A 16,512-nucleotide genomic window follows, 5' to 3' on the forward strand; every position below is an offset into this window, starting at 1 on the left:
CTTAAGCGTCAAAAAGTTGAATCATGGCGTTAGACACATCCATCAAAATCTTTTTTCCTGCACTTTCATTGATTACCGCGTCGTAGTGCTCCAATTTAAGACAAATTCTTGCAACCTCTGTAGCCCCGCAAGATAACGCAATGCCTTTCACTTTATGGGCGAGCGCTCGATTGGACTCACCTCCTTGAAGAATATCATCATTAACCTTGTGCAAACTTCTAATAGCAATCTGACGAAATCGAACGCCAATATCCGATTGAAAGTTACAACCCGTCGCCATTAAAAATACATTTGTGTCGATGCTATACATACCAATTTCTCCCGCCTTCGTGACCCCCCTTAATTTTGACCGTCTGTTACAAAACTGATATGGCAGATCGAGAATTTAAATAACCGGCATGCCTAATGGCATTGTCTGTTTTTTAACTTGGCTTATGCCATATTCACTGCTGGCTACATTTGGACAATAGATCACACTTTTTATGATTATCGAGTGAAAATAATGGCTCAACTTTTCAGACATACTTTTAGACGCTTGGAACAATTAGGTCGAGTGTCTATAAAACAAATATTTGGCGTAACGGCCTTCTATGTAGATCACGTTTTGCTCGTTCTACATAAAAGTGGGGAGCTGTACCTCAGAGGAACACCGGCACAAGAAGGCTACTTTATTAACAAGGGCTACCCCAAGGTGAATGCGAGCGTACTTGGAGTAAGTCAGAATGCGGATTATTACAAGTTGCCAGCAAACCCTTGGAGCAAGTATTCTTTGACTCTATGTGAAGCAGAAATCGCACTAGAGCAAATAAAGAGATCACGAAGCAGTTATATTTCTGCTCCCGAAAGGCTCAAAGACTTACCCAACATGCGATTCTCAACTGAGCAACTTCTTGAGAAAGCGGGTATAAACTCCATTGAGAAACTCAAAAACCTGGGCACGATTGGTGCTGTAGAGGCTATCCAACAGCATACCCACCATAAACCAACCATCGAGTTAGTTTGGTCGTTAGAGGGTGCAATCCAGGGTATACACCGTTCACAACTGCCGACGAACCTAAAAAATGCATTGCGCACCCAAACTCAAAGTTATTGTTAGCCTATATTGTTTTAACGAAGCTTAGATTCTTGTTAAATCCAAATGCGGTCAATTTGATGCCGTGGCTATTCCTAGCTACGGCTCATTAGGCTAACCCGCTGTCCTTAAGTGATTTCACTCAAGTTTAACGTCTTTAAATTAGCCTCCCCTTTCATTTGATCGCCCACTCCGTTTTAATTTTCACTGCCAGCCTTTATTTTGGTTTCCTACTATTCCCTCTGCTACAAATTACCATTCAAGTTTTAATGCAACTGAATTTATAACTATTTATTTTACAACCTGCCCTATCGCTACCAAACTAGGCATATCAACACAACACTAATAAAAGGTGCCTAAATATGCGTTCATTAATCTTTATTTCAACAGCAGTATTAGCAACTCTTATCTCTTTTCAGTCGGCGGCCGCAAATGTCACTGTGCGTTGGACAGGGAAAGTACCGACTTCTGACTGCGCTTCAAACCCTATTAGCAATCAAGTCGCGTTCAACTCACAAAGCGAACGTTGTAAGGTTGAACTTAAACAAACTGAAATAACTAATACAAAAACAGCAAATAAAATGGTTTCGTTTGATGTGTAATATGAAAGGAAAACCCATTAAGTAGGCATAATAGCCAGATTAATATTCAACCTGACCTTGCATGTAATCGCAGCAAATAAATAATACGGGTATGATAATTAAACTGGCTGTTTGTTTATGCACTTAATCTTACATAAAGGGTCGCTAAGAATTTCGCTAGCCGACCACCCAACGATAAAACCCATCCAGCTCACACTCAGTGAATTTTTAGTTCTAAAAGAGTTACTCACTCATCAAGGGGAGCATTTAACCAAACACCATCTACTAAAAATGGGATGGCCCAATTCATTCGTCTGTGACAATGCATTGAATATGGTGATCATGTCTTTAAGAAAGAAGCTTCTTAGGCTCGGTGGATGGATAGAAATCAATACCATTTACAAGATAGGTTATAGTTTAAATAAAACTGACAAAATATGTGTTTTGCAGTGAATTTAAACACTCCCGTCCAAAAACCAGCGCCGCCAACCTACAACTTGCCTTTGAATATGACCAATGCATTCGGTCAGTTGCATCAATGGCTAGGTGTTGTATCGCTCCTCTCGCTTTAGTCTTAAATGAGACCTCAACTTGCTTGGCTCTACGACTGATGCAGGTGTAATGCGGACAACTTAACGGCACATGGGCTAACCTAAATATCGAGTCGATAAATCCTTGCAGCGCTCTCAGTGGCATAGAAAAAACTCGTTTCACCATGAGTGCTGTCGTAATAGCTAAATCACTGAACCGACGTGGCCTCCCGCGCTTATTCTGTTTGCTTTGCGCCCACCCACTTATTGCTTCTTCATCGATCCAGAAGGTCAGAGAACCACGGTTAATGAGCGATTGGTTGTATTGCTTCCAGTTGGTTGTTTTGTAACAAGGTTTAGGCATAAGGCTACGAGAGAGAGTGGTGGTAGCTGATCAGATCGTAGGTTCTTGATTTAGTTCCATTGAATTACGCAACAAAGCCCCTGCCAATGCATACTATACGAGCGTTAAGCTCCGTTCTTGTCATTTTTGATAAGGCGACAACACTGAGTATATGTCAGCCTGATACGCACGAGACGTAGTTCTGATTGGATGGGTTGTTGCTGTTGACGTTGCCATAGTTGAGGTTCACGTTGTAGTAGTTGGAACCATTAGCCGTCGACGACCAGTAGTTGTTGTTGGTCGCCCAACCCTTCACGTTTGCACTTATTGTTTATACGGAGTGTTGCCTTTCGACTTGCCCCCCTTTATTACCTCTAATAAGGCCATAAGTGCCGATAACATACCAGGGCCCGCTCACCAATGCCGTAACAAAGGTGTTCTCTAGGCGCAGCAACGCTGCTATGTTCCCTGTTTTTAGCGTATCGCCTTATCAAAAACATTACTAAGGCTACCGTTCAGTCCAACGAATAACATCAAACAGCAACCTACCCTCTGGGTTAGATGTGTCCGGTGTGCATTCGTCTAGCTGGTGTACTAACCACTGTGGCATCCAAACTTTAGCGAAGCTGTTATCTATTTTTAGTCTAGGATTTAAGTCAGACCGTTCATGTACAGGTAAGTCGTTTTTGTGCGATAGATACCACTCTTCCCAATTAGACATATCGGCATAAAAACCAATGCTGATGATACCTTTTCGTCAGGAAACACCCCTACTTTTGCAAGGCTGCTTACAGGTAACCCGCCCGATAGAACACATTGTGACCCGAGTTTTTTAACCACTTTAGCTGACACTTTTAAAACAGGCAAAGAGGGGGGAGTGACCACCCACTGCTGCCATGCGAACAGCGCTTGATCATAAAAACGAACAAACATGCCTTCATGTATGCCGATAATTTTACCTTGTTGCTGACTAAGCTTGAGTTTTGTTTCAATATCCATATTAATCCTTACTGAGTTTAGAAAATAAACCGCTACCCTCTATAAAAAGAAAAAACGGCCCTGCGGGCCGCAAACTCTGAACGTTGAACCCTAAGAACCTGATACGCACGAGACGTAGTACTGACGGGATGGGTAGCTGCTGCCGACGCCGCCATAGGTGAGGCCCACGCTGTAGTAGTAGCCGGAACCATTAGCCGTCGACGACCAGTAGAAGTAGCCGGTCGCCCAACCCTTCGCGGTGTACATGTGACCAAAGTTATTAAAAAGACTCGTCAACTCATCTATATTTGCTAAAGCCCAATCATCTCTCCCGTTAAGCTCAAGTGTATTATAATGTTCACAAAGGCTATGTGCTTCAGTAACACTAAAAATTGCAAACGATCCTGAAGGACCATAAGGGATATTGTCAACATGACTACCGTAGTAATTACCACTATAGCCAACAGCGTTTAAAAAGCTCTCACTTGGAGTACCGGTAAACAACTTTCCATCGCTTTCCGCAATTTTAACACAGGCACCCGCGGCGTTTTGTTGATCATCATCCCCAACTTGGCCACCACACAAATAGGCATGAAAGGTAACTTGGCTAATCGCATTAGTCTGTGTATTGGTTGTTGTGGTGTAAGATGACGCCACATCAAAGGTCATGGTCGTTGTTGGGGTTTGATAGTTTGTATCCCACTTTACCCGCACTTTTTGCTCACCTGATTCATCGGTTTGAGTCGTTTCCGCTTCAAGGATAGGAGTAACCATTTCTGCGGTGTCTGGGTGCTGTTCTGTACTTACCACTGAAATGACTGAGTAACCTTCTACTGGGTTGCTATTTTGATCGGTCAAGGTCGCAGTAACCTGGCCACCTTCCACTGACGTATAAGGTACCGTGTCAATCGTTGCTTCTGATGACACTGCAGCCGTCTTTTCATCACCAATAAACTTAACTTCATAGTCTTGAGTAATGCCACCCACATCAAGGGTTAATGTGACGGTTTCCGCTTTTAAACTGGTTAAGCGAAACTCGGCAATACCATAGCTGTCTGTGGTAACGTTATCGCTGTCCAATGTCACATTTGGGCTAGAGACAGAAGCCGTCACAAGGGTATCTGGTCTTACTTCTTGACCGAGTTTTAACTCAACAAATACAGAACCAACATCAACTCCATCCGCGACAACTTCCGTGCTTGAGGTAGGCAATACAGTAATTAAACCTTGCTTAACACATGTCACATAATAAGCCGATGTTGGATCGACATCGCCTGTAAGGGTGCTGCCATCTTTAAGATCCACCCACTTAACCAGATCTGCTCCGTCATCATAAGCGAGGTATTGCGCTTTAACAGGCCAGTTATGTAACGCCTGAACATCGGTATCAGTGGCCATCAGCTTAAGTTGATCAAACGTCGGCACTGAACCACCGATGGTGTCGCAGTATGCTACGGCCGACGGATAACGAAAACCAGCCATATCAATCGCTGGGCTGTAGCCATCATCGTTCAGTTTTATATCATAAGGCGAGCCTTGCCCGGCTGCATCAAGTGCGGTGGGTGGTCCAATATAGAGATCCAACAAATGAGAAATGTCGTCCCATTTTGATGACTGATTAGGATCGGTCACTTCAACACGAATCAAACCCATGTCATACACTCCATTATGATCACTAACCGCAAAACTAATATAGTGGTAACCTGGTTGTGACGCTTGAAAGACGATCGTTTTATTCTGAGTGTCCAGTGGATCTTTAGGTACCGCTTTTGCGTTAAACGATTCAACATACACCAATTGATAATCATCACTATCGTCCGAGGAAACAAAGCCGCTGATGTCGATTTCTTCATCGGTCAATACGTTGACAACAACTGGATATACAATATTATCGTCAATCGTAAAACCTTGGTTAGCTTCGTAGCCCACCGCAACATCTAAAACCCCCATCAGCACAAGGCCATTAACCGAGTCTTCTAACGTATAAAGAACACGGTCAATGCCGGTAAAACCTGACGGCGGGGTATAATCCATAGTCTGGTCATCTGTACTATTTATTTGAACTGAGCTCGAGCGACCGTACGGTAGTGTAAGCTCCGTTAATACAAACTCGTCACCTAACGTAAAGCCGACTTTCTCCAATTCGTCCTTCAGTAAAACACTCACATCTTCATTAATCAGTGTTGTTGCACTTACTGGAACCAGTTCGGTTGAGCTAGGATTACTACTTACCGCAATGCGCGTAACCGCAGAACTCGAACCTTCTGAGCTACTACTATCACTCATTGGCGCTTCAGCCATACGGCTCATTGGCGACAATGTTTTAGGAGTCACATGATATCGATAGTCACACACCTTGGTATCAAAGGCCTGAATTACAAACCCTGTTTCCGTCATACTTTCTACTTGGCAGCTATCATCATTAGACAAGACCTCGACTTCACTCAGCGCAAAGCCACCACCCGTTGATGAAAATACCTTTGACGACAGGTCAACCTCGAACGATTCAGCATAGCCAGTCGAGTAGGTAGCATTTTGAGCGGAAAGCGTCGCGCTTTGAGTATTAGGGGAAACACTTGCTGAGCTTCCGGCACTTCCTTCACTGCCCTCTCCACCACACCCAAAAAGGGTAAGCGTAGTAGCGACGACAAAACCCAGGGGAATGCTTCCTCCTGGCTTATTGCTTAAAAGGTTCATATTACTTCTCTTTACTTTTTATTGATTTCAAAATTGATTTTATGATTTGTATTTAATGTTGTATTGGGCATTTACACTTTGCTGATAACAGTGATGCCATGTAGGCTAAAATTAGCACTGAACATGGGTAATGAATGCTGATCGTCCTTGATTAGCATTAATCATTGAAGGCCTATAATTATGTCTATTTTCAGCGTTCCTATTACTGAATAGGCAGTTGCATCTCTTTAGAGTATTTTTTATCGTAAGATGTTACGGTTACATTAAGTTGTTCACTTTGCGTATATTCCGCAAGAGAAAACGTTTTATCCCGACCAGATACAACAGTGAACTTTTGTTTGCATTGCGTATTATTTTCTGTTGTACATGAGTTAACATAAACATCAATTAGCGTATTACTATTATTATCGATGCGTAAATTCTCGCCCTGATTGTAAATCTTATAATCAAAACTTGGCTTTGTCGTAGGCAGAATATAAACCGGTGAAAAACCATAGTTTATCTCGACACCGTGAATTTTCTCTCCCTCTTCTTTATAACGACTAGGAGTAAATGGCAGCATAAACATCAAATCTTTGCTGTTATCGCAAGACGTGTTGTGACATAAGCTACGAACACCCACGTCTTTCTCTTCACCAGGTCTTAAAACTAATCTTGGGTGCGTAAGAGATATTTTCCAATCATCTAGATTGTTTCTTGTATAACTATTACGAACGATTTTGTCGCCATCAATAAACTGAATTTCTTGTACTTTTCCATTAACAAAAATCGGGTGAGACTCATCATTAATAAGTGTCACGACACCATTGCCCTTTTTATCCGCGACGACAATCATCTTGTCGACATTAAAAGCATTGGCAGCAGTAGAAGTCATTGCTGAACAAATTGCGAATACTGTTAATAGATTATATTTAATTTTCATATTTCTCTCTACTAAAAATAATAAATTTTAGGATACTACTCGTCTATTTTGCTCAGCGCGTATATAACACCAAGCGCGAAAAGAATGAGTACATACATGTTTAAAATATTTGGTCCGATCATTACTCCGCTCTCTTATATTTGACCTTCATGCATATAATTGAGGTATTAATTAGCATATTTGCGAGCCCAAACGATAAAAGGTGAGTAGCTCGATTGGTGAGCAGTATCGCGCATTCGGATTTAAAGGTATTGGGCACTCTTGAATTTCAAAAACGCAAGATGCGAGATAGCTAAACAAGTGTAGATATCATTTACATTGGCGAGATACTCTCTGCTACAAACAAAGAAACACTGCCAAAAAATTGGCAGTGTTTCTGTTTCAAGGAAGGCAACTTAATCTAAACAGCTAACTTTCGGGTAAAGTATTTTCTCTTCAGGGTAAATCAAATTCAAATCACGATTATTAAGATTTGGATTTGCTTCGACTAATTCATCAAGTGAGCTATCAAATGCTCTTGCAATTCGGTGCAAATAGTCGCCAGGAACCACTCGGTATTCAACTAAACGCTGCTGACACGATGGCGCCTTCTTAATTGGGACAATAGACGCCAATTGGGTTTTCGGCCTTGATACTTGGGTCGACTCTTCAACAAGCTGGTCAACATTGGGCCTTGGGTTAATATCTGAAAGGCCTTCTGCGGCTTCATTGCTTGAAAAACGATAAACCAACAGTGCATTAAATGCGTATAGATCGTCTTGTTGACGAGCTAAATCAAAGACGCCTTGGTAACCAAGGTCGGCGCTCCAATTTTTACTCAATTGGTATTTAAGACCAAGCGATGCCGTAAAATTGGTGTCGTCACTAGAAAACGCGCCCCCGACTCCTGCATACAAGGAGGCAAATTCACTGACGGGTAGCAATAAGTCGGTTTCAACCATTACCGCACGTAAACTATCTATTTCCGAATCAGAAAAAGCAGAATAATCAGCATAGCCAAGTTCAAATAGTACGTTTTCACTAATGTTATATCCAACCGCCGCCTTATAACCAAGTGCTTCAGTCTGTCCCATGTTGTCATCAAATGCAGAAAACGTCATGCCACCACTCATCTGGATAGGCAGCTCCTCTGCTGATACACTTATGGATAAGAACACAGCGATAATCGATGACATTAAGTTCATTTTTTTCATCTTAAATACCAGGCTCCAACATGATCGTTACTTCATCAAAATAATCTCCGGAAACAGCAGAACTGCCCTCAATATCGTAATCAAAGTCTAAAGTAAAGTTAATACTTGTTTGCACTCCAGCTCCTTCTGAAATAGCCGTTGTTTGATACATTAATTGTCCTTCATCAACTAAGTTACCAGAGCTGCACTGATCGCAATGAATGCTGTAAGGAATAACCACACCAGGGTTACTTGAATTAACCAATTCGTATGACTGTAAGGGCATTGTTAAAACAATTCCGTCATTAAAATAGCCGTTCGCTGTAATATCAAATGACGTTGTCGATGTTATTCTTTTGCCAATTGTGTCGTAGACTGGCGTCATGACACCATCTCCACTTACAAAAACACTGTCGAGTTGAACAGGCTGATAATCAAATGAAAACAACATCACTTCATTGATGTTGCGATAAGTCATAATGCCGTCATTTTCATAGTAGTAACGAATATTTACCGGCACTGAAGCTGAATATTGCCCCTCTGGTAGCCCACTTAATGCCGACACTATTTCACTTTCGTTAATATCGAAAATAGGTCTCAGGAAAATAAATGGGCTCGATTTTTGTTTATTAATTAATCGAACAGACGAAACACAGTTTGGACCTTCAACAGTCACAATCGGTAGTGACACTTCATCAAATGAGCACCCACCACCTACCGTATTCGCTGACTGGGCAAATTCAATTCCAGTAGTATTGTATTGAACGCCCGATATATCGATCGATATTGACGGTGAAGTATTCCCATTTCCCCCAATTAAAGTCATCTCTGTTGGAGGTGTACCCGAAAATGTCGCGGCCGCCCAAGCTTCTGAAGCCTGCAACATAGGAGGAGTTTCCCACGTACTTGGCAGCATTTTACCATTGTAACGTGTCACATTGTCCCAACGAACACCACCAGCCTTCACTTCCGCGCGAACTTCAAACGCAGCTTGAGCCATGCTTGTCGTCATTAATGCAATAAACGCTACAATATATAGGATAGGTCTAGGCATTATATTTTACCTCTCGTCACCATTTCTTTCTTTGAATAGCTTCTGTCGTGAGATGTCACGGTAATGGTCAACTCGTTATTTCGCATAGTTTCGGTTAAAGGGAACGTCTTATTCCTTCCCGATACAACCGTAAATTTTTGTTTGCATTGGGCTTTGTTTTCAGCAACACATGCATCTACAAAAAAATTGAGCATGGTATTACTTTTATTTTCGACTCTAAGGCTATCACCGTTGTTGGTTAATTCGTAAGAATAATTCGGTTGTGTTGTAGGAATAATATAAACAGGTGCGAATCCGTAATTAATTTCCACACCACTCACTACTTCACCAGGTCTGTATTTACTTGGAGAAAAAGACAGCATAAACATCAAATCTTTTGAATTATCGCATGCAGCGTTGTGGCATAAACTACGTATGCCAATGTCTTTCTCTTCACCAGGGTTCAAAACTACCTTCTGGTGCGTTAATGACACCTTCCAATCGTTTAAGTTGTCTCTTGTATATTGTTTTTTTTCTACCTGTTCTCCATCAATAATATTTATTTCATCCACCTTTGCTTGGATAAAAATTGGGTGAGACTCGTCGTTGGTTAACGTAACGATACCGTTCCCTTTATCATCAGAGACAATAACCATTTTATCTACCGTAAAAGCTTGTACACTTATAGATAACAATATAGCGGTGAGTGATACTAAATTTAGTAGAACTTTATTGGATTTCATTTCCCACTCCTTAATTAACTTGTGCGACTGGGTATGTAATGGCGTTGGTGCGATAAAGTCGCTTTGCCAACAGTTTTAACTGATCGATATCTCTTTTATGAAGCGCTATTGTTTCCGCCATGTTTATAGATTCATGCGCTATATAAATTGCCTTAAACGAACCCACTTCTTTCTGAATAATTCGATAACCGTGTGACTCGAGCTTTTTAAGCGCTTTATTCAGTTCAATCGAGCTTTCGTATGCACCTAAATACATCGCTTGTAGTCGTTCATCTGCATCAATCAAATCTATCTGCTTTTCTTGAGCTATTGGCAAACAATAGTTTTGACCAAAGTTCATCTGATTTGTTGAAGTAAATTCATAAGGCAGTAAGCATTGGCTTTCTTTCGCTGACAATTCAAAGTTCATGCCTTCCAATACGGTTACTCTATAAACACCGTCGGCCATTTCATTGACTTCAATACAACCTTCTCCATGACACTCCACTTCTGTAATCGGCTGTTCTGATATGTCATTAAAGGCGCTGACAAACGAAACGACGCGACTAACTCTTGGCTCAATAGAAGCAACCGTACCTGGGTGTGTAAACACGGTTACGTTACTATCACCAGAGTTGTAAAGATCAACGCTCTCTGAATCAAATTTCGCACGATATTGACTATAGTCTTCCAAAGGCACAATTGTTTCATCGTTATATACGATGAACTTACTGTTGTTTCGCCCTTCTTTTTTAAGAGAGAAGTAACCTTTTTCATCAAACGTCTGCTCTGTATTCTGCGACTGATGAATATCGACAAGCGTATAAGACATTGCCGCTTTATCGGTAATATAAACGCCGTCTGTCGTCACGATTTGAGTGCTAGACAAGCCAGCATTGATACCACTCGTGCCATTGGTGGACGTATGGGCGGAGGCATTCATTCGAGCGTATTTAGTCGTGCCACTGGTCGCCAATAACGCATCTTGATACATATCATCCTGTTGTCGATCGTAGGTGTTACTCACCTCAAGCGACGTATTAAAGGAGTCTGAGTCAATTAACTGATTTCGTCTTACTGTTGTTTTAAATTGATTAATGTCATCACTATCACTCGTCAGGCCCATGATAGTTTCTACTGTGTCTGACAACGGGACACTCCATAACAAATTAACTGATATGTCGTCCGTCGCCTCAGAGTAATCGACGTTAATATTAACTCGCGAATCTAAAACTGTGGGCGTGCTGTAACCAACGGAAATAAACTGCTGTTCCTGTTCATCCGAGTTACCTAAATTGTCTAACTGCTTGTCGTTATTAAGCGAGTAAACCGCATACATAGATTGTCCACCGCGGAAGCTGTACGAAGAATTCAACGATAGACGTGAATAATCGGCATATCCGTACATATAAGAAGCAACTGGATCACCAAGTTCATTATCGAGAGACTCATAAGATAGACTTAAATAAGGGATACCGATATTAGCATTAAAGTGAGATGCGTCTTCGAATTGGCTGTACACAGCTTCAGTACTCAAATCCCAATCAATCAGATTGTATGCACCACCAACGGTGTACATAGTGCCACTGTCCGTGACCAAGCCGCCCAAGCCTACTTGCAACGAACGGGTGAGTTGGTAGTTAGCTAATGCCTTGCCATAAACATCGTCTTCAATATTTTGAATGCCATGTTCCGTGTAGTCGTAATGGCTTCCTGAAAACATACCCGCAGTGGCAACGAAATCCACTTCCCCCTGAGTCAGAGAGTCACCTTTGGTGTTATATACTTGATAAGTCTGGGTATTAACAACTTGCCCACCACTTGTCACCTCAAGTACAGCTTCATAGCGACCAGATGGTAACTTGCTGTAAGGAATTGAGTTCTGCCCTTCTGGTACGTTATCTTGAAAAATCAATCGACCATCACGAAGAACTTGTACACCGCCACTTGTTGGCGCATAAAAGCTCAATACTTTGTCGTTATTATGTCCGCCTACGAGCAACTTTTTAGAGGTACCTACCGTGAGCGAGTTTTGAGCAACTCGAGCGGTGTTATTCAGGAAGTCAGTTGAGTTAACCTCTGGCTCAAATTCAAAATGACCCGCTTTTATTGAGTAAGAATCGATATCTAAATGATATGCCGCTTCATACAATTCAGAACCGTTATCACTGTTGTTGGCATTGAAATCAGTTTTGAGGTATCCGTAAGGTAGCCCCAGTGTCGTTTCATTATTTAAAGAAACGATTGAGTCTTGATCTTGATATTCACTCACGTACAGATCAAATGAATTGATTAACCCATTGTGTTGACTCAGAGACGAGTGGTATACCAGTTCTTCATCGAGATTCGAGTATGACAACACCTGTGGAGATACAAAAAGATAGACTTCTTGATCGTTATAGTTATGAACGATCTCAAACGTTTCTGGGTACAACTCACACTCATCGAGCTTACCTAAACACTCAGACTGATCTTGTATGCCAACCATTAATTGATCTATGATCTTCTGCTGGTACTCAGCCGACACTGTATTATCATTTAAATAGTCAGATACCTGTGCGATCGCTTTTTTATTATTCGAGTCTAATTTTAACGTGTTAAACGACGTTAAAAATGGGATCGGTGAAGTAAGGGAACCATCTAAGTTACGTATACGGACTGTTGACTCTTTCAATTCAAACAGTTCTTCAAAACCTTCAAGAACATTTTGACTATAACTTGAATACGAATACACAGGCAATAACACTAAAATTGCCATTGTTATGAGTTTGAACCTGAACATTATATATCTACCTCTATATTGAACTCTATCTCACCATTACACCTCTCCGCTTGGCCCGCTGTGATGATATCTTTAAATGACTGAAAACTTAATATAATGTCATGCTCACTATACTTATTGTCGCCATCATTTAAATTGAAATTTGAAAAAGAGACGGATTCACCCTCTGACAAACTTTTCCCGTCAATCGTTAATGTAACGAAATCATCCTGAACATTGCTCACTCCAGAGTAGTCCGTACAAATTGACGTATTTTTTGTTAACGTTGAAATATAAGGAATATCCGAAGACTCAAAAGGTATATCTGTTTCAATTCTTAATGTGGTATTAACATCATCAAATTTTGTTTTGTCTTGATTTGACGTCAACTCCAGAACTGCCGGAATAAATTCAACAGAATTAATTGAATTTGTATAAAGTTTGCCTACATCGAGGCTCGTAGTAATGTAAAGCACTTTGAAATCGGCGTTGGCATTCATACTCATGAAAGCCAATAGTATTAAAACTTTTTTCATATTGACTACCATCGTAGAGAAATAAGGCTCGTAATTACTACGAGCCTTTGAATCGGGAATTTTCTACAAATTAAACAAGGTCAGCCATAACCGTTACTGATGCTTGAACAGTAGTTCCACCTACTTCAGATTCAGGTAATACAGCAGTCTGCTTAACTTTAGTTGAAATAGTTTCTTCACCAGAAACAACATCACCAACGGCTACTGGTGCACCATTTACATTAATCTCAACAGCTTGAGATGGGTTTGCCACACCGTCAAAAGCTACTGATGCATCAACTAGAGTCCAGTTAGCTGAAGCTAATGCACCAACAACAGGAGTAACAGCATCACCATCATTTAAGTGAGACTCAAGTACGATAGTATCTGATTCAAACACACCGTCTGAGCTTGGAGTGATAGTACCGTTAAGCGCTGTTGTATCACCTCCTAGGCCAGTGATGATAAGTGCATCTGATGCGCTAGTTGTTGGAACAACGCCGTTCCATATAACAGTAGCATTTGAAGATGCGTTAGCACCTGCACTTACTGCCATACCCATAAGAAGAACTGATGCTAGTGCGCTTTTTTTGAAGTTAAACATTTTACTTTCCTTTAAAGATTAAATATTTCATAAATTAGTAATCCCGCTCCTGCGTTTAAATTTGTTAACGCTCATCGGTGACAGGACGAAATAAATTATGCGGAACACTGGAAAAGAAATATTGGGCATTTGAAAATTCCATTTGCCGAAAATGCCGATTCGATAAAACCATCAACAGTAAAGCTAGTAATACCTACCTTCGTTTTATCTACATCTATAATAAAAACCTGCCCGATAAGCTATAGTTTAAATTCTAATAAAAGAAGATTGAATTACATAAGCAATCGAACAATACTTACCATAATAGAGATTATCGAGGACAAAGAATGCCACTCACGTTTGCACACTTCTTAGAACAAGCCAGAAAGGAGCGAGGTTTAACACAGCAGGAGATGCTTGAGTTACTGCTTGAGGCCGACCCGACATTGTCTAAGCTCGACCTCAGGGCAAGATTACGAAGCCCCTTGCCCTGCAAGGACTTGCGAAAGGTAAGCGTTATTGCGGTTCGCTTTTTTCTGCTTTCTTTTGATCCCTGCTTTGAAGCTGATTTCTTCCGTCAGCAGATTTAAAGCTATATGTATTATAACTGCTAAATTCTCACCGGCTTGCTCTCGACGTATCCGACATTCATCTTCTTTAAAACCAACGTCTAATCGCCAGTGCATCTGATGGTGAGTAGACCGCAGGAACTCCCCCTGCAGCCTCTCGCAAAACGGTACGTGAACCTCTCAGTTCATACCGCTTCCATTAGGCAAACGATCCTCTCATTCCATGCCTCCAATGGGCAAATAACCACGGATTCTGCTTAGCTATCCTTTCCAAGAACAGCGTTGCTCGAGTCTTATGGCGACGAAGTTTTTTGTATTTGCGTCTCGCCCACCTAATCAGAGCTTTGTTGATGTGTCTAAACACTGGGTATAGCGACGACCGATAGTACTTACCATAGTACCCAATCCAGCCATTTATCATTGGATTTAACCAACCTGATATCTGTGCGATGTTGAGATCTGTTCGGCTTCGTACCTTCAGCGTTTTAATTCTCCGCCTCATCGCTTTCAAAGCAACCTTACTCACCGCTGGCGTGAAGCTTACAAACATACTGTTTCGCTTGGTATTCTTCACTAATCGACGCCTGAATGTATATCCAAGAAAGTCGAAGCTTGTGTGTTCATGGTTGCCTTTTCGGCTTCCGTCTTTGCAGTAAACTATTTTGGTCTTTTCTGGATGCAACTCTAGACCACACTCAGCAAAGCGCTCTCTCAGTACCTCTAGCAAGTGTTCGGCTTCTTCTTTGCTTTTGCAATGAACCAGCCCATCATCCGCATATCGACACCAAGGTATACCGCGGTAATGCTTGTGTAACCATTTATCGAAGACATAATGTAAAAAGAGATTGGCGAGAACAGGACTGATTACCCCTCCTTGAGGTGTTCCCATATCCCTTGCTTTCAACTCTCCATCTGGCATTTTCATCGGTGCTGTTAACCAACGTTTGATATATAACCTTACCCACTTTTCTGTGCAGTGTTTATCGACTGCTTTCATCAGTAGGTCGTGCGGTATTTTATCAAACAATGCCCTAATATCGAACTCAAGGCACCAGTCATAGTCCCAACACCGTCTTCGAGTTACACCTATAGCATCTAGAGCCGATTTCTTTGGTCTGTATCCATACGAATCTGGCAAGAAGTGCGGTTCTACTTGGGGTTCAAATGTCAGTTTGACCACCATCTGTGCGATGCGGTCACTGACGGTTGGTATACCAAGTATCCTCTCGCCTCCGGCTTTCTTTGGAATGGCTACAGCCAGTACTGGCGGAGGGAAGTAGGTTCCCGATGCCAATCGGTTCCAAATTTTATAGAGATTTCCTTTTAAGTTCCTGTCAAATTCGGCCAGTGTTTCATTATCAACCCCTGCCGCGCCTGCATTTGCTTTCACCAACTTGTATGCGTTGACTACTTGCCATTTTGAAATGTTGAATTGTTTTGTCTTAACCTCTGCCTCCTCCTGACTTATTGTCAGTTGGGCAGAACTTAACGACGGCCTAACGCTACCCCTTCGCTCCACAACCATTACAGCTGTTTCCTCACTACTACAGATAGCTCCGTCCCAGTGCTGTGCATCGGTACTCTAATACTCGCCAATTCAGTGGCTTGTATGTCTTCCTTAGGCATCACAACGACTGGTTCCCGCAGTTCCCAAAAAGAGCCTGATATAGATTCACGCCCACTATACGCCGGACACCGTCTATGCAGCATTCGGAGTTTACTCATAGACTTATCCCAAGAGATAGAAACGCCCTTGGTTTTGATGTCAATCTCTGGATTACGACGCGTCCACATGGGTTCGGGTTAACTCGTCTCTCTATATCGTACCTGCCGAACTTTCGTTCGCACTTTGACTCCAACGCTCATGACCATAGCTCTTAACTACAGCCACTTGGAGTGGTTTGAAGCCAGCTTCCGACAGCAGACTTCGGTGGGCCTACAACCATCTCTTCCTGAGCTTATGCCTTAAGTCATAGCATCTCCTTATGCTGCTAACTTCAGTGCCTGCGGCACACTTTCAATGCTCCAATGTGC

Annotated in this window: 15 protein-coding genes and 2 pseudogenes; 3 read left to right on the top strand and 14 right to left on the bottom strand. The window is 41.8% G+C overall.

Annotated elements, in window-relative coordinates:
* Position 1: 1 nt before the first annotated feature.
* Positions 2 to 310: an Hpt domain-containing protein gene (locus AB4512_RS19920; RefSeq protein ID WP_017061719.1), complete on the bottom strand. Its 309-nt coding sequence runs from the start codon at positions 308 to 310 to the stop codon at positions 2 to 4.
* 192 nt (positions 311 to 502) lie between these two features.
* On the opposite strand from AB4512_RS19920, the gene AB4512_RS19925 reads away from it, so the two are divergent.
* The 3 genes from AB4512_RS19925 to AB4512_RS19935 all read left to right on the top strand — a co-directional run bounded on the left by AB4512_RS19925 (position 503) and on the right by AB4512_RS19935 (position 2,106).
* Positions 503 to 1,096 (top strand): TfoX/Sxy family DNA transformation protein, encoded by a 594-nt coding sequence (locus tag AB4512_RS19925; RefSeq protein ID WP_372175441.1) that lies wholly within the window; start codon positions 503 to 505, stop codon positions 1,094 to 1,096.
* 338 nt (positions 1,097 to 1,434) lie between these two features.
* Positions 1,435 to 1,674: a hypothetical protein gene (locus tag AB4512_RS19930; protein ID WP_017061717.1), complete on the top strand. Its 240-nt coding sequence runs from the start codon at positions 1,435 to 1,437 to the stop codon at positions 1,672 to 1,674.
* Positions 1,675 to 1,791: 117 nt separating this feature from the next.
* Positions 1,792 to 2,106, top strand: coding sequence for a helix-turn-helix domain-containing protein (locus AB4512_RS19935; RefSeq protein ID WP_017061716.1), 315 nt, complete (start codon positions 1,792 to 1,794; stop codon positions 2,104 to 2,106).
* A 75-nt stretch (positions 2,107 to 2,181) separates the two neighbouring features.
* Here AB4512_RS19935 and AB4512_RS19940 read toward each other — a convergent pair.
* The 13 genes and pseudogenes from AB4512_RS19940 to AB4512_RS20000 all read right to left on the bottom strand — a co-directional run.
* A pseudogene (locus AB4512_RS19940) lies at positions 2,182 to 2,547 on the bottom strand (IS5 family transposase); the annotation flags it as partial.
* Between the two features lie 630 nt (positions 2,548 to 3,177).
* Complete coding sequence (locus tag AB4512_RS19945) at positions 3,178 to 3,525, bottom strand: hypothetical protein (protein ID WP_137001854.1); 348 nt, start codon at positions 3,523 to 3,525, stop codon at positions 3,178 to 3,180.
* Between the two features lie 90 nt (positions 3,526 to 3,615).
* The gene (locus AB4512_RS19950; RefSeq protein ID WP_102321097.1) at positions 3,616 to 6,201 is read right to left on the bottom strand and encodes a DUF1566 domain-containing protein; all 2,586 of its coding nucleotides are present in this window, start codon (positions 6,199 to 6,201) and stop codon (positions 3,616 to 3,618) included.
* Between the two features lie 202 nt (positions 6,202 to 6,403).
* On the bottom strand, positions 6,404 to 7,123 hold the full coding sequence (locus AB4512_RS19955; RefSeq protein WP_241910598.1) for a hypothetical protein: 720 nt from the start codon (positions 7,121 to 7,123) through the stop codon (positions 6,404 to 6,406).
* A 395-nt stretch (positions 7,124 to 7,518) separates the two neighbouring features.
* Entirely contained in the window at positions 7,519 to 8,316 is a 798-nt protein-coding gene (locus AB4512_RS19960; protein WP_102321098.1) for an outer membrane beta-barrel protein, read from the bottom strand.
* A 1-nt stretch (position 8,317) separates the two neighbouring features.
* Complete coding sequence (locus AB4512_RS19965) at positions 8,318 to 9,349, bottom strand: hypothetical protein (RefSeq protein WP_065583729.1); 1,032 nt, start codon at positions 9,347 to 9,349, stop codon at positions 8,318 to 8,320.
* Entirely contained in the window at positions 9,349 to 10,071 is a 723-nt protein-coding gene (locus tag AB4512_RS19970; RefSeq protein ID WP_102321099.1) for a hypothetical protein, read from the bottom strand. The genes AB4512_RS19965 and AB4512_RS19970 overlap by 1 nt, the downstream gene beginning before the upstream one ends.
* A gap of 10 nt (positions 10,072 to 10,081) precedes the next feature.
* Entirely contained in the window at positions 10,082 to 12,832 is a 2,751-nt protein-coding gene (locus AB4512_RS19975) for a TcfC E-set like domain-containing protein (RefSeq protein ID WP_102321100.1), read from the bottom strand.
* On the bottom strand, positions 12,832 to 13,347 hold the full coding sequence (locus tag AB4512_RS19980; protein WP_102321101.1) for a hypothetical protein: 516 nt from the start codon (positions 13,345 to 13,347) through the stop codon (positions 12,832 to 12,834). Before AB4512_RS19980 ends, AB4512_RS19975 begins: the two co-directional genes overlap by 1 nt.
* Before the next feature lie 70 nt (positions 13,348 to 13,417).
* Complete coding sequence (locus tag AB4512_RS19985; RefSeq protein ID WP_102321102.1) at positions 13,418 to 13,930, bottom strand: hypothetical protein; 513 nt, start codon at positions 13,928 to 13,930, stop codon at positions 13,418 to 13,420.
* Positions 13,931 to 14,382: 452 nt separating this feature from the next.
* Positions 14,383 to 14,598, bottom strand: a pseudogene (locus tag AB4512_RS19990) (transposase); the annotation flags it as partial.
* 79 nt (positions 14,599 to 14,677) lie between these two features.
* Positions 14,678 to 16,003: a group II intron reverse transcriptase/maturase gene (gene ltrA, locus AB4512_RS19995; protein ID WP_372057112.1), complete on the bottom strand. Its 1,326-nt coding sequence runs from the start codon at positions 16,001 to 16,003 to the stop codon at positions 14,678 to 14,680.
* Positions 16,003 to 16,203 carry a hypothetical protein gene (locus AB4512_RS20000; protein ID WP_241815097.1) on the bottom strand — a complete coding sequence of 67 codons (201 nt, stop codon included), beginning with the start codon at positions 16,201 to 16,203 and terminating at the stop codon, positions 16,003 to 16,005. The genes ltrA and AB4512_RS20000 overlap by 1 nt, the downstream gene beginning before the upstream one ends.
* Between the last annotated feature and the right edge of the window lie 309 nt (positions 16,204 to 16,512).

The sequence above is a fragment of the Vibrio sp. 10N.222.52.B7 genome, from assembly GCF_041474275.1.
GTDB lineage: Bacteria > Pseudomonadota > Gammaproteobacteria > Enterobacterales > Vibrionaceae > Vibrio > Vibrio crassostreae_C.

What these genes read in the sequence shown, in the direction of transcription:
- AB4512_RS19925 (WP_372175441.1), top strand. Translation starts at nt 503, where the DNA reads ATGGCTCAACTTTTCAGACATACTTTTAGACGCTTGGAACAATTAGGT.
- ltrA (WP_372057112.1), bottom strand. Translation starts at nt 16,003, where the DNA reads ATGGTTGTGGAGCGAAGGGGTAGCGTTAGGCCGTCGTTAAGTTCTGCC.
- AB4512_RS19930 (WP_017061717.1), top strand. Translation starts at nt 1,435, where the DNA reads ATGCGTTCATTAATCTTTATTTCAACAGCAGTATTAGCAACTCTTATC.
- AB4512_RS19980 (WP_102321101.1), bottom strand. Translation starts at nt 13,347, where the DNA reads ATGAAAAAAGTTTTAATACTATTGGCTTTCATGAGTATGAATGCCAAC.
- AB4512_RS19960 (WP_102321098.1), bottom strand. Translation starts at nt 8,316, where the DNA reads ATGAAAAAAATGAACTTAATGTCATCGATTATCGCTGTGTTCTTATCC.
- AB4512_RS19975 (WP_102321100.1), bottom strand. Translation starts at nt 12,832, where the DNA reads ATGTTCAGGTTCAAACTCATAACAATGGCAATTTTAGTGTTATTGCCT.
- AB4512_RS19985 (WP_102321102.1), bottom strand. Translation starts at nt 13,930, where the DNA reads ATGTTTAACTTCAAAAAAAGCGCACTAGCATCAGTTCTTCTTATGGGT.
- AB4512_RS19920 (WP_017061719.1), bottom strand. Translation starts at nt 310, where the DNA reads ATGTATAGCATCGACACAAATGTATTTTTAATGGCGACGGGTTGTAAC.
- AB4512_RS19955 (WP_241910598.1), bottom strand. Translation starts at nt 7,123, where the DNA reads ATGAAAATTAAATATAATCTATTAACAGTATTCGCAATTTGTTCAGCA.
- AB4512_RS20000 (WP_241815097.1), bottom strand. Translation starts at nt 16,203, where the DNA reads ATGAGTAAACTCCGAATGCTGCATAGACGGTGTCCGGCGTATAGTGGG.
- AB4512_RS19950 (WP_102321097.1), bottom strand. Translation starts at nt 6,201, where the DNA reads ATGAACCTTTTAAGCAATAAGCCAGGAGGAAGCATTCCCCTGGGTTTT.
- AB4512_RS19935 (WP_017061716.1), top strand. Translation starts at nt 1,792, where the DNA reads ATGCACTTAATCTTACATAAAGGGTCGCTAAGAATTTCGCTAGCCGAC.
- AB4512_RS19965 (WP_065583729.1), bottom strand. Translation starts at nt 9,349, where the DNA reads ATGCCTAGACCTATCCTATATATTGTAGCGTTTATTGCATTAATGACG.
- AB4512_RS19945 (WP_137001854.1), bottom strand. Translation starts at nt 3,525, where the DNA reads ATGGATATTGAAACAAAACTCAAGCTTAGTCAGCAACAAGGTAAAATT.
- AB4512_RS19970 (WP_102321099.1), bottom strand. Translation starts at nt 10,071, where the DNA reads ATGAAATCCAATAAAGTTCTACTAAATTTAGTATCACTCACCGCTATA.